15 protein-coding genes are annotated in these 13,286 nt (G+C 39.7%); 5 read left to right on the forward strand and 10 right to left on the reverse strand.

The features are described 5' to 3' along the window. Position 1 precedes the first annotated feature (1 nt). The 3 genes from IPM34_08625 to IPM34_08635 are packed head-to-tail and all read right to left on the reverse strand — an operon-like array spanning position 2 to position 3,022. Complete coding sequence (locus IPM34_08625) at positions 2-319, reverse strand: SCP2 sterol-binding domain-containing protein (protein ID MBK8955606.1); 318 nt, start codon at positions 317-319, stop codon at positions 2-4. Between the two features lie 13 nt (positions 320-332). Further along, positions 333-2,168 (reverse strand): M1 family metallopeptidase, encoded by a 1,836-nt coding sequence (locus tag IPM34_08630; protein MBK8955607.1) that lies wholly within the window; start codon positions 2,166-2,168, stop codon positions 333-335. Then, positions 2,168-3,022 (reverse strand): CPBP family intramembrane metalloprotease, encoded by an 855-nt coding sequence (locus IPM34_08635; protein ID MBK8955608.1) that lies wholly within the window; start codon positions 3,020-3,022, stop codon positions 2,168-2,170. Before IPM34_08635 ends, IPM34_08630 begins: the two co-directional genes overlap by 1 nt. Before the next feature lie 166 nt (positions 3,023-3,188). Between IPM34_08635 and IPM34_08640 the strand changes: the two genes are divergently transcribed. Together IPM34_08640 and IPM34_08645 are read left to right on the forward strand one after the other, a co-directional pair. Then, a complete protein-coding gene (locus tag IPM34_08640) occupies positions 3,189-3,644 on the forward strand; it encodes a hypothetical protein (protein ID MBK8955609.1) in 456 nt (151 codons plus the stop codon). A gap of 26 nt (positions 3,645-3,670) precedes the next feature. Further along, complete coding sequence (locus IPM34_08645; GenBank protein MBK8955610.1) at positions 3,671-3,829, forward strand: hypothetical protein; 159 nt, start codon at positions 3,671-3,673, stop codon at positions 3,827-3,829. Positions 3,830-3,903: 74 nt separating this feature from the next. Here the strand turns inward: IPM34_08645 and IPM34_08650 are convergent, their stop codons facing one another. Then, positions 3,904-4,446: a cob(I)yrinic acid a,c-diamide adenosyltransferase gene (locus IPM34_08650; GenBank protein ID MBK8955611.1), complete on the reverse strand. Its 543-nt coding sequence runs from the start codon at positions 4,444-4,446 to the stop codon at positions 3,904-3,906. Further along, entirely contained in the window at positions 4,446-5,123 is a 678-nt protein-coding gene (locus IPM34_08655) for an ABC transporter ATP-binding protein (GenBank protein ID MBK8955612.1), read from the reverse strand. Before IPM34_08655 ends, IPM34_08650 begins: the two co-directional genes overlap by 1 nt. A 164-nt stretch (positions 5,124-5,287) precedes the next feature. On the opposite strand from IPM34_08655, the gene IPM34_08660 reads away from it, so the two are divergent. After that, positions 5,288-5,905 (forward strand): deoxynucleoside kinase, encoded by a 618-nt coding sequence (locus IPM34_08660; protein ID MBK8955613.1) that lies wholly within the window; start codon positions 5,288-5,290, stop codon positions 5,903-5,905. A gap of 40 nt (positions 5,906-5,945) precedes the next feature. Here the strand turns inward: IPM34_08660 and IPM34_08665 are convergent, their stop codons facing one another. Further along, complete coding sequence (locus IPM34_08665; protein ID MBK8955614.1) at positions 5,946-6,902, reverse strand: magnesium transporter CorA family protein; 957 nt, start codon at positions 6,900-6,902, stop codon at positions 5,946-5,948. Positions 6,903-7,092: 190 nt separating this feature from the next. Beyond that, the gene (locus IPM34_08670; GenBank protein MBK8955615.1) at positions 7,093-8,337 is read right to left on the reverse strand and encodes an ABC transporter permease; all 1,245 of its coding nucleotides are present in this window, start codon (positions 8,335-8,337) and stop codon (positions 7,093-7,095) included. Between the two features lie 75 nt (positions 8,338-8,412). On the opposite strand from IPM34_08670, the gene IPM34_08675 reads away from it, so the two are divergent. Together IPM34_08675 and IPM34_08680 are read left to right on the forward strand one after the other, a co-directional pair. Then, entirely contained in the window at positions 8,413-9,702 is a 1,290-nt protein-coding gene (locus IPM34_08675) for a tyrosine--tRNA ligase (GenBank protein MBK8955616.1), read from the forward strand. A gap of 4 nt (positions 9,703-9,706) precedes the next feature. Then, positions 9,707-10,972: an alpha-hydroxy-acid oxidizing protein gene (locus IPM34_08680; protein ID MBK8955617.1), complete on the forward strand. Its 1,266-nt coding sequence runs from the start codon at positions 9,707-9,709 to the stop codon at positions 10,970-10,972. Positions 10,973-10,975: 3 nt separating this feature from the next. Here IPM34_08680 and msrB read toward each other — a convergent pair whose 3' ends face one another. Genes msrB through rimO form a run of 3 tightly spaced genes read right to left on the reverse strand, consistent with a single transcriptional unit; the run spans position 10,976 to position 13,278 of the window. Further along, positions 10,976-11,485 carry a peptide-methionine (R)-S-oxide reductase MsrB gene (gene msrB / locus IPM34_08685; protein MBK8955618.1) on the reverse strand — a complete coding sequence of 170 codons (510 nt, stop codon included), beginning with the start codon at positions 11,483-11,485 and terminating at the stop codon, positions 10,976-10,978. A gap of 57 nt (positions 11,486-11,542) precedes the next feature. After that, positions 11,543-11,953: a hypothetical protein gene (locus tag IPM34_08690; protein ID MBK8955619.1), complete on the reverse strand. Its 411-nt coding sequence runs from the start codon at positions 11,951-11,953 to the stop codon at positions 11,543-11,545. Further along, entirely contained in the window at positions 11,950-13,278 is a 1,329-nt protein-coding gene (rimO, locus tag IPM34_08695) for a 30S ribosomal protein S12 methylthiotransferase RimO (GenBank protein ID MBK8955620.1), read from the reverse strand. Before rimO ends, IPM34_08690 begins: the two co-directional genes overlap by 4 nt. Positions 13,279-13,286 lie beyond the last annotated feature (8 nt).

Below are 13,286 nucleotides of genomic sequence, written 5' to 3' on the forward strand. Positions count from 1 at the left end.
GCTACATCCAGCCCAGCAATTTTGCAAATTTCAACATTTCTGTCTGGTTATTGATTTTCATTTTTCCTGTAAGTATGGCCATCATCGGATTGAGTTCTCCTTTGAAAACTTTTTTCAGATCACCGGCATCCGCCTTAATCGTGCATTTCGATTCTCCCTGAAGTCCTTCGCTGCAAGTCATCGTTCCATTTGCAACAGCTACAGTTACCACACCTCCGCCTTCGCCCGAAAGATCGAAATGAAAGCAAGTTGACATGCCGTCCAGCGCTTTGGTGTTTATTTTTTCAGGGAGGTTAAGAAGGAATTCTTTTGTTGTCATGTAAGCAAATTATTTATTCAGAACGCGACTGATAACAATTATTGTTTGGATCCACATCGGCCATCTTGCTGTCTGCATTGATGCAAAGCTTATGGATATCTTCGAGGTTCAGTTTGAGTTCAAACTCATAGTAAGGTTGAACCCAGGACCAAGCCGGTAATTTCTGTACAGATTTGGTGCCAAAATCCTTACAAGACCGCATCAAATTCAAAGGGATGTAAAATTGCTCAAAATCTCCGTTCGCCTTATTCAGTCGAATTTCTACAGGCATAGGGAATTCCCCCAATCTTACCAGCCGGCAAATCACTTTGTTGTCTTTCTGATAAACGGAATCCACGCCGTAATCCATCTGTTTCGTGGTCTCTACAAAATATTTCTGGAACCAATCCAGTTGAATTCCACTTGCCTTTTCCATGACTCTGAAAAAATCAGCAGGTTCAGGATGTTTAAATTTCCAATCCCGATAATAATTTAACATGCCTTGATCGAAAGCAGCATCGCCAACGATATAATTCAGCTGGTCGAGGCATAAGGCTCCTTTGCTGTAAGCGCCCATTCCATAAGCTCTGTTGGTCCTGAAATGATCCGAGTGTGTGGTGAGCGATTCTTCAATACCGGTTTGCGAAAAAGCAGCAAAATTTTTTCTGTTGTCCAGATGTGGATCAAGACTTGGATCTCCGGGAATCAGCTTTAATGATTTCAGGTGGTTCATGGTCTCTTCTTCAGCATATGAAGTAAACCCTTCATCCATCCAGGCATACAAACTTTCGTTGGTAGCGAGTACTCCCTGAAACCAGCTATGCATGAGTTCGTGAATGGTGACACCTACCAAACTGATTAAAGGTCTTTTGCCTGTTATTAATGTAGCCATGGGGTATTCCATGCCGCCATCTCCCCCCTGCACAACGGCATATTTGGGGTAAGTATAGCGTCCGTATTTACTTTCAATAAACTCCATAGCCTTATCTATGATGGGGGCAAGTTGTGACCACGACTCAGGATTTGATTTTTCCTTTACATAAAATAGTTCCAGTTGCATACCATTGGAACAGGTATGCGATTGATAGGTATAATCCGGATCGGCAGCCCAAACAAAATCGTGAACATTTTTCGCATGAATGATCCAGTTCACTTTGGATTCATTCGATTTTTGCCCGGGTTTCTGGCATTCGCCTTTTCCGGGATTTTGTAATACACCCGTAAATGCCAGGCAATATTTTTCATCTATCCGTATTTGAACTTTATAATCGGCGAATATTCCATAAAATTCTCTTGCGATGTAAGGATCAGTATGCCAGCCATGTTTGTCGTATTGACATAATTTAGGATACCATTGTGCCATGGAGTAGTCTATTCCTTCTTTGTTATTTCTTCCGCTTCTCCTGATTTGAACAGGTACTTGTGCAAGGTAGTTTAGATCGAGGACCAGACTATCTCCAGGGGGGCAAGAGCGATGCAATTTGGCCATTAACAAGGTACCGTCTACGATAAATTTTATATCGTTTCCTTTTTGTTTGATAGAATTGATTTTTATAAATCCGCTTTCTTCCTGAGTTAATTTCGAAATGCGGTGGCCAATTCTGGGGTCCGGATCAGGCAGTGTTCTGGAACGAATGTCCATATCGCTTCCCGGTTGAAATGCATTAAAATATAAATGAAAGAAAATTTCACCGAGTGTATCCGGACTGTTATTGTATAAAACAGTTTTTTGCCGCGCTTCATAGGTATGATTCTCTGAATTCATATTCAGGTCGATCTCATATGCGGCTTTCATTTGCCAATAAGAATTTTGAGCCTGCAAAGAATGGCAGGTAAAAAAAGAGACAATCGCCAGGATGAAAAATATCATTATTTGAAATTATTTATAAGCAACTTAAAACTTTGTAACTGTTTAAAAACAAAAAGTACGAAGCCTAAAACAAACGAACAGACTGCAAGTTGAAAAAATTCCGATGGAAATTCCAAATCTGCTGTTACAGGGAAGCCCAAGAAAGAAACGGGTGTAACTTGACTCAAAAGGATGGTAAAATTATGGCTTAAATGCATTCCTATGGGAATTTCAATTCCGTTGCCTAGAGCTGTGAACAAGCAGAGCAGAACAGATACCATAACGAAGTAAAAGTATTCGCTTATGCTGAATTCATGGCCAAAACTATGGACCACTGCAAATAAGCAACTGACTCCTAAAGTACTGATATAAATATTCCTGAAAATGGCCTGAAACTGTTGTAAGAGGTAGGCTCTGAAAAATAATTCCTCAAAAATCACCAGACTGCCCATAGATAAAAATGTTAACCCGAGCGAAAGGCCGTCAGGACTGATTGATTTATCTCCAGAAAAAGTCTTACAGAGCAGATAGTTGACCAATACAAGGCAGATTCCGTAGGTGATAAAACTTATTAAAAAGGAGTTAAAGCTAAATCGTTTTTCAGACAAGGTCCATTGACTGAATGTTAATTTGTTAACTTTTCTTACGAGCCATACCAGCCATACCGTGCAAATTGTGTAAAAGACAAATTGCTTAATTTCAGGAGATATAATTAGATGATTTCTTAAAAAAAGAAATTTTGAGATTTCGTAAATACAAATTTTTATAAAGAGGATTAATGGAATGAAAAGTACCAGGAGCAGGACCACTGGCACAGGTCCGGTAATACCGCTAACTGCCTGATTGATAAAGTGCCTGGAGGATGCCGGATTCACCGGGCAAAAGTATGAATTCCAGCAGTTTGAAGATCAGGCAAAAATGATGTAATTTTGTTTGTCGACAAATCTTTATATGAAGCATTCGTTATTATTGGCACTAGGTTTAGGTATAATACTGATTATCAGTAGGATAGTTCCCCATCCGCCAAATTTCACAGCGGGTTTGGCCAGTATTATTTTTGCTGCCCTGGTCTTGAGAAAATACCTGTATTGGGTTGTTCTCATTCTTGCGTTTTGGGTTTCCGATCTTGCAATCAATAATTTGATCTATCCAAAAACTGAATTTGTCTGGATTACTTCCGGCTTTATGTATCTGGTCTTAATTTACGGATTGATCTTTATTGTTTTGAAACAATTATCAAGCCGGATTCAAGAACCTTTAGCAATTCTCTTTGCTGCAATGGGTTCTTCTCTGATTTTCTTTTTTATGAGCAACCTTGCCGTTTGGCTGAGTACCAGCACGTATATGAAAGATTGGTCTGGATTTGTTTATTGTTACATTGCTGCGATTCCATTTTTTGGCAATGAAATCGCAGGAACCATCTTTTACAGTTCAGTATTTTTTACAGCGTATTGGCTGTTTGAAAAAAATACAAAAGTTTCTAAAATCGAAGCTTGATCGTATAAATTTAGCATTACAGACTAATGATGGAAGAGTCGGACTTTTACGAGGAAGACGGAAAAATTGTTTTTACAGAAGCATATCACCTCAAAAGAGGATATTGTTGCAATTCGGGTTGCAGGCATTGCCCGTTTAAACAACAAGAAGTTAAAAACCAGGGCGAATCGAATGAACCAAATTAGCTCGTTAAGCAATGATTTGGCTCAAGTATAGCAGCTTTTAGTTTTAGTAAGGTGTGATACAGTAAATTGTTATTTTAGGACTGCCAATATTCCTCACTCGAATGGTCAATTTTGGAAAGGTATCTTGAAAAAACAAAAAAGAAATCAGAAAGTCTGTTTAAATAAACAATGATCAAGGGATCTGCTTCATTTGAATGTGACAAACTCACTACCCTGCGTTCGGCCCTTCTGCATACTGTTCTGCAAATATGTGCCTGAGCTGATCGTAAACCTCCACCAGGTAAGACAAAATTTTGAAGCGGTTGGAGTTGGTTCTCCATCTCATCAATATAGCGTTCTAATTTTTTTTCATTATCGCCAAGGAGTTGCGGCAATTTAGTTTTTAATTCTTTGTCTGATGTCGCCAGATGAGATCCGATTACAAATAAATACGATTGGATATCTTTAAGCCTTTGTAACCACACAGCTTCTGTAATTTGTACAGTCAAAAGTCCCAAATGGGCATTGAGTTCGTCAACGGAACCATAAGCTTCTATCTGGATATCATCTTTAGAGATCCGAGTTCCACCAAATAAAGATGTAGAACCTGAGTCGCCTGTTTTTGTATATATTTTCATCAGTTTGTCATTTGATCAGATTCGACCATTCCATCCTTTAATCGAACAATCCGGTGGGCATGGTTTGCAATATCGTTTTCATGTGTGACCAAGATGATGGTATTTCCCATGGAATGAATGCGTTCCAGGATAGTCATGATTTCTTCACTGGTTTTTGAATCCAGGTTTCCGGTAGGTTCATCTGCAAGAATGATGGATGGATTGTTGACCAGCGCTCTTGCGATTGCTACTCTCTGTCGTTGACCGCCACTCAGTTCGTTTGGTTTATGCGACATCCTGTCGGCTAAACTCACAGCTTCGAGTTTTTCTTTGGCAATGAGCTCCCTGTCGTGTTTGGAATATCCCGCATAGACAAGGGGCATAGCCACGTTTTCCAATGCGGTCATTCTGGGCAGCAAATTAAAAGTCTGGAATACAAAGCCAATTTCTTTATTCCGGATTTCGGCCAGTTCATTATCATTCATGATCCCAACCGACTTTTGGTTGAGAATGTAAGTTCCAGATGTTGGACTGTCGAGGCATCCAATGATATTCATCAGAGTGGATTTTCCGCTTCCCGAGGGGCCCATCAGTGCTATAAACTCGTTTCTTTTGAACACAAGATCGATGTCTTTCAGTGCCTCAATGACCTCATCTCCCATCTTATAAATCTTGCAAATGTTCTCGAGTACGATCAGATTGCTCTCCATGTTCTTGCTTTCAGCGTAAAATTAAGGAATTCCAACAGGAACATCAGTCTTATTAGCCTATCTGTGGAGCCCGGCAGACAAGTGGCTCGTAATTTTCGATGAATCCCGTAAGTTTTTATATTTTGCATACTGATTCACACCGCCTTAGAATTATGAAGCATGTTGCAGTTGCAGGAAATATAGGTTGCGGAAAGACCAGTCTGTGCAAAGTGCTCGGGAAGCACTATCAGTGGGATATTCTCTATGAGGACACGACAACAAATCCTTATCTGAGTGATTTTTATTACGATATGACCCGTTGGTCCTTTAACCTTCAGGTTTATTTTCTCAATTCGAGATTCAGACAAATAGTAGATATTCAAAAAGGAGAAGGTACCGTAATTCAGGACCGTACAATTTATGAAGACGCCCATATTTTTGCGCCGAATCTTCACGAAATGGGCCTGATGTCAAAACGCGATTTTGACAATTATTTTTCACTTTTTGAGATCATGATGAGTACCATCAGGCCTCCCGACCTGATCATTTATTTAAAAGCCTCCATCCCTACCCTGGTCAATCATATTCAGATGCGTGGACGAACTTACGAAGGGAATATGAGCCTCGATTACTTGAAAAAACTAAACCAAAGGTATGATGACTGGATCGAAAGTTATGATCACAGTCCGAAGGTCATCATTCATACGGATCAATTGGATTTTATCAACAATACCGAACATCTCGGACAGGTCATTGAATCAGTCAATGCACATATTAACGGTCTTTTCTAAGTTCAGGGGCTGAAAAGAATAGAACGTATCTTTTTACGGATTAATGAAAAAACTTTCGCTCTTTAAAAATCCAGGCAATGACCAGACTTAAAAAAATGGATGTAAACATAACCAGATAAAAGGAAGCTCCGGAGTTACCAAATGAAAAAGGCATCGGCACATTCATCCCGAAGAAACTGGAAATCAAAGTTGGAACCATTAAAATAACGGTGATCACCGTAAGCCTGTTTACAAATTTGTTAAGATTATTGGATATGATAGAAGCATAGGCTTCCATGGTCCCGTTGAGAATGTTTGTATACAATTGTGCTACTTCCCTTGCCTGATTGTTATCGACAATAATGTCTTCAAATAACTCAGCATGATCTTCGTTATTTTTAATATTTAAAAAATCAGTGCGCTTCATTTTTAGTTTGAGAAGTTCATTGGCACTCAGTGAATTTACAAAGTAAACCAACGATTTTTCGATGCGTAGCAAACTTCTTAATTCTTCGGAACGGCTTGAATGATAGAGTTCCTGTTCGATCAGATTTCTGCGGAGATTTAATTTGCGAAGATCTTCCAAAAATAGACGAACGGTCTGTTCGAAAATCTGAAGAATAAATGAAGTTTCATTGCGGATCATAAAGCCTTTTACTTTATGGTCGAGAAATTTTTCGATAACCGGGCTTTCAACACTGCAGATGGTAATGAGTTTTCCCTGGCACAAAATGATACCAAGAGGAACGGTTATAAAAATCGGATCGTTTTCTTTTTCGGTATCGTTGAGCACAGGGGTGTTGATAATGATACTTCGGGCTTCGTCATATCTCTCGTAACGAGCTCTTTCTTCGATATCCAGGGGGTCAGTTAAAAAGTCAGATTCTATTCCTAAAGTTGCGGCAAACTCATCCAGCTCGCCGGGCATGAATGGTGGCGAAAGATTAATCCAGTAGGCCTTTTCTAAAGAATCGGTCTCCTGAAATGTTTGATCTCCGGAAGTATAAAAACGAATCATCCGATACTTTATCCTCTTGAACTGATTTCATGATGGTGGAAAACATATAACGCACAAAGGTAGCAAAAAGCAGACCAAAAGAAACTATTGACGTCTGCAAAGTTTTTTTAAATTAATGAAGGGATGACATTGGAGATTAATAAATTCGCAAACATGAATTTATACATCTTAATTTATAAATATGATAAATTTATCGAAATTTTAAAGTCTGCACGGGTCGAATAAAAGAGACCAGCCAGCTGGGAATAAGTAAACTTAGCAGGATCACTGCAAAGAAAATGAGATTAAGTAAAAGCACCGGCCAAATACTCAGATCTACAGGAGCATACGAAAGATAATAATCTGCTTCGCTCAACTTGATCAATTGATATTTTTTTTGAAATGCGATCAAACCAAAGCCAAAGAGATTGCCCAGAATTAAACTGCTTCCTATGATCTGGGCGGCATACCGAAGAAAAATTTTACGTTGATCCCAAAATGACATTCCAAGTACAGTAAGTATACCTATCATATGTGTTCGTTCCAGAATGAGGATCAATAATGTGGTACACATATTGATGATGCAAACACTGAGGATTAGAAACAGAATAAAAGCTTTGGTAATATCCTGCAGCGACAACCATTCGAATATTTGCGGAAATTTAAATCTGATGGTCTCAGAATACCAGGTATCTGGCAAGACCTCCTTGAATAATTTTCTGTTTACGGTTTCAGCTTCAAGTACATTGTTGCAAATGACTTCCAGCCCGCTGACATCTTCTGCTTGCAGTCCTAAAAGAGATTGCAACAGTTGGATATCTGCAAATGCAAATTTTTTATCGTATTCCCCAAGTCCGGTATTGTAGATCCCGGCGATTCTGACTTTTCTCTTGAGAACCTGGTCGTTCAGATAAAAGTGCAGGATCATACTTTGGCCTGTTTTAGCCTGTAAACGTTTGGCTGTTTCTTCAGAGAGTAATAAATCTCTGGATGGGGTTCCTGGTGTGATCTGAATGATGGAGCCGTCCACAAGAAATCGCTCAAAGAAATCCCATTGAAAATCGGTACCTACTCCTTTTACAAACAAACCTTCGGTGAATTCCTCGCGACTCAGGATCGTGGGATACAGGACAAATGATTGTACATGCTTGATCATGGGCGTCCCCGCGTCATCTAAGCAGGATGCTTTTATAGCATTTCTTATCGAGTCATTGACCTGGATCATAAAGGGATCCTGACTTTGACTGGATTGGATATCACTAATGTGGATGTGTCCCCAGAATCCGAAAACTTTGCTGGCTATTTCTTTTTGGAAACCGTTAAAGATACTCTGGGCAATGATCATGACGGCCAGGCTTAAAGTGGTTGCTATGACAGAAAGTCGAATGATAATGCGTGTAAAGGACTTTTTAAAACTACTGAAGGACCTCTTTGCAATAAAATTATAAACTTTCATAATGAGCAGTCAAACACAGCAGACTTGAATATCGCTTATTGGATTAATTTTGCAAACTTACAGAACTTCAGGTGTATGCAAGAGAAAGACTTTATTTCGGAATTGAGATGGCGCAATATGCTGCAGGATTATACGCCTGGATTGGAGGCCTATTTATCGGGTGGTATCAGAAGGGCTTACATCGGTTTTGATCCTACGGCCAGGTCTTTGGGAATTGGCAATTACGTACAGATCATGCTGCTGACACAGTTCCAGCGATGTGGGCACCAACCTGTTGTCGTTATGGGTGGGGCTACGGGACGTATTGGCGATCCATCGGGCAAAGACAAGGAGCGGGAATTAAAAAGTATGGAGGAGCTGGATGCGAATATAAAAGCACAGGAATCTCAATTGAGGCGTTTATTGAATTTTGAAGAGGGAAATAATAAAGCCCTGTGGGTTAATAATTATGACTTTTACAAAGACATGAATGTGTTGTCATTTTTACGGGATGTAGGTAAAAATATGACCATCAATTATATGATGTCGAAAGAATCTGTAAAAAAACGCCTGGAAACTGGAATTTCATTTACAGAATTTTCATACCAGTTGCTACAGGCTTATGATTTTTTATGCCTTTATCAACAACTGGATTGCAGATTGCAAATGGGAGGATCTGATCAATGGGGAAATATTACATCCGGTACCGAAATGATTGGAAAATGCGTGACTGATGCCAAAGCGTTTGCTCTAACCACTCCATTACTTACTAAAAGTGATGGGAAAAAATTTGGCAAAACGGAAGAAGGCAATGTGTTTCTGGACAAAGAATACACCAGCCCATATAAATTTTACCAGTTTTGGTTAAATTGCGATGATGCAGATTTAGCAAAGCTCTTTCGTTATTTCAGTTTAAAGTCTGAAGAAGAAATTCTTTCCAATGAAGAAAAATTCACTGACGATCCTAAAGCTTTAAAAGCGCTCTTAGCTGAAGAAATTACAGAGCGTATTCACGGTCAGGATGCACTTACCAGTGTACAGCAGGTCTCGGAGTTGTTGTTCAACAAGAATTGCTCTCATGAATTTATTAAAGGCTTATCGGAAGAATCTTTTAAACAATTGAAATCAGAGATCCCCTACTACCCTATGCCAAAGGAAATGAAATCATCTCAAGTTTCTGTTGTAAATTTAATGACTGAAAATACTGGAAGCCTTCCATCTAAATCAGAAGCAAGAAGAGCCATTCAGGCAAATGCGGTTTCTATAAATAAAATAAAAGTTAACAATCCTGATGATCTGGTGACAGACGAATCCTGGATCCTGGGTAAATACCTTCTTCTTGAAAATGGAAAGAAAAACAAGTTCATTGTTGAACTTATAGGATAATTCTATGCAGTTTGAGACAGGTACCGGTCGCCAAAAACAGATTTACCTGAATTCGCTATATGGAAGAAAAAATCTGTTGCCCCTGAATTTTTTTGATTTAGAAGACCTTTGCAGAAAATCGCTTCCCAAAAAATATTTTAACTACATCTACACAGGGGCGGGCAATAACCAGGGTGTAAAAAATAATACCGATGCGTTTCAGAATTACGAAATAATTCCCCGCTGGTGTAAAGGAGTCAAGGACGTTGATCTTTCCGTAAAATTAGGCAAGCAGACTTTTCCTTTTCCTGTAATGTTCGCTCCTGTTGGTGTTCTTGAACTTGCTCATAAAAATGCCGATGCAGAACTTGCAAAAGCTTCTTTAGCCAGTCATATTCCCATGATCGTGTCAAGTCAGTCATCCATTCCCATGGAAACCTGCTCGAAAATTTTGGACAATCAAGCCTGGTGGTTTCAATTATATTTTAGTCAATCCAGGGAACTTACGGAGAGTTTTGTCAAAAGGGCCGAAAACAATGGTGCTTCAGCCATCGTTTTGACATTGGATACGGTCATGTTGGGTTGGAGGAATCTGGATCTCGAATCGTGTTATCTTCCTTTTCTGGAAGGGAAAGGCATTGCTCAATATACAAGCGATCCCTGCTTTCAGAAGATGTTGGCTCCATTTGAATTAGAGATTCCTTCATCGGGAAAACCATCATGGGGTCATTTATACAAGTTGTTGCGGACGTATCCCGGGAATTTTTTTGAAAATATCCGAACCAGGAATCCTATGAAAGCCGTACAACTGTTTGTAAAAATATTTTCCAGGCCTGAATTGAATTGGGCGGACGTGAGATGGCTGCGCGAACGAACAAAAATACCGCTTTACCTTAAAGGAATCCTTCGCGAAGAAGATGCCAAACAAGCGTTGGCCTGTGGGTGCGACGGCATTATTGTATCCAACCATGGAGGCCGGCAGATCAACCACAACCGGGCAAGTTTACATTGTCTTTCAGGTATCAGGCGAATTGTTCCGGAAAACTTTCCGGTGTTATTCGACAGTGGAATACGATCCGGTACAGATATCTTTATTGCATTAGCATTGGGAGCATCTGCCGTGCTGATCGGAAGACCATATGTTTATGCACTCCATCTGAAAGGGATGGCAGGAGTCTGTGAATTGGCTGCAAATTATATTTCTGAGTTGAAAATTACCATGGGTCTGACAGGATGTGCTGCCATTGATCAAATTGCAGCTGCAAGCCTGGTTTCGGAGAAATACCGCTGAATATTATTCTTTTACTTGAGCATTTTTCACAAAGTGAAGAGAAACAGAATTCATACAATAACGCAAACCTGTTGGTAAAGGACCATCGTCAAATACATGGCCAAGATGTCCTTCGCAACGGGCACAAAGGATCTCTACCCTTTTCATTCCATAACTGTCGTCCGATTTTTCCAACACTACTTTTTTCTGAAGAGGTTTGGTAAAACTTGGCCAGCCGGTACCTGAATCAAATTTATCATCGGCATTAAACAAGGGTAAGCCACAGGCTTTGCAACAATATATGCCCGGATCATGAAGATCCCAATAAGATCCAGTAAAAGCACGTTCTGTGCCATGTTCGCGAAGAACATAATAGGCTTCCTTGCTTAATTCAGATTTCCAGATTTCACTGGATTTTACAATTTTTTCAATGGAAGCCGGAATTTGCAGTGTTGAAACCGTTGAATTTTCTGAACTTATATTTTCCCGGGAAGATTTCGTTTTTTGTTGACACGAAACCTGATTGATGAGCATTGCAAATAACAGAATAAGGTAGTTGAACTTCATAGTTTATTACTTTGTGTTTTAGAATTATTTATGTGCGAGATCGACAATTTTGCGAATCATGGCGATGATGGCCATAAATACAATAAATACGATACTTAAAACATAAATGATCCAGGAATGGCTGGCGGCTTCGGAAATTCCAATGCCGGTGATCAGACTGCTGAATCCACAAATGGCCGCTGCGAGCATGACATAAATGAGGATGGCATTGCGATAATAAATTAAGCGGTTTGATGCATTAAAGCAAAATATGCTGCTCAGAATGATGTAAAACAAGATCAAAGAACTGGCAAACCACCAGATATTAAGTGGATTTGAATTGATGATGCCGGTTTTTTCCAGCAATAACTCAACACCTGCAAAACAGATAAAGATGCCCATCGTTGCAAGTCCCAGAGTTTGTGGAGTTAAATAATATTTTTCAAGTTTTTTCATTGCGATTTGGTGTTTACCGGCACACCAAAGAGATCATATGAATCTGCTTTGGTGATTTCAATTTGTGCAAAATCCCCGACACGCAAGTAATTCCGGTTACTGGCTTCAATGTGTACTTCATTGTCTACTTCCGGACTGTCGAATTCGGTACGACCAATGTAGTGATTTTTTTCCTTTCGGTCTATGATTGTTTTGAATATTTTTCCGACTTTCTTTGTATTCAAGTCCAGGCTGATATGTTCCTGAATCTGCATTAGTGTTTGGGCACGCTCCTCTTTGAGTTCCTGGCTGTGCTTATCAACAAGGTCTCCGGCTTTGGTCTGATCTTCGTGTGAATAGGTAAATACACCGAATCGTTCAAACTTAAATTGCTCTACAAATTCGCACAATTCCCGAAAATCTTCTTCCGTTTCATCGGGATATCCAACGAGAAAAGTTGTACGAAGGTGAATGCCGGGATTGATTTTGCGAATGGAATTGATGAGTTCTATTGTTTCCGATTTGCTGATTTGTCTGCGCATACTCTTTAAAACATGGGTGGATATATGCTGTAAAGGCATGTCGAGATAATTACAGATCTTTTTTTCATCCTTCATGAGCTCGATGACCTCCAATGGAAAATGAGACGGGTAAGCGTAATGTAGCCGAATCCATTCGATACCTTCAACTTTGCATAGCTCCTTTAATAAATCTGGAAGTCTTCGTTTTTTATATAAATCCAATCCATAGTAACTCAATTCCTGTGCAATGAGAATCAGCTCCTTTACTCCTTTTGACGCGAGATTACCCGCCTGGCTGACTAATTTTTCTATCGGTACTGAAATGTGCGGCCCTCTCATCAACGGTATGGCACAAAAACTGCAGGTTCTGTTGCACCCTTCCGAAATTTTCAGATAAGCATAGTGTGAAGGAGTAGATAACAGGCGTTCGCCAATGAGTTCTTCTTTGAAATCAACTTGAAGTCTGTTTAGTAATGCGGGCATTTCAAGCGTACCAAAATATGCATCCACTTCCGGGATCTCTTCTTCCAGATTTTCTTTATAGCGTTGAGAAAGGCATCCCGTAACGTATAAGCTTTCTATTTTACCTTCGGTTTTTAGTTTTGCAAATTCCAATATGGTTTGAATAGATTCTTCTTTGGCACGTTCAATGAATCCACAGGTATTGATAATGACCGTCTGGGGGCCATAATGATCGCCATTATGTTGGACATCGTAGTCGTTATGCACGAGTTGGGTAATGATATTCTCAGAATCTACCCAATTTTTAGAACAACCCAAGGTTACCAGCTGGACTTTTTTCGGGGTATGTGATTTTGTTCGCAAAATATGTT

It is taken from the genome of Saprospiraceae bacterium, assembly GCA_016716185.1.
In the GTDB taxonomy this organism is placed as follows: Bacteria; Bacteroidota; Bacteroidia; order Chitinophagales; family Saprospiraceae; genus Vicinibacter.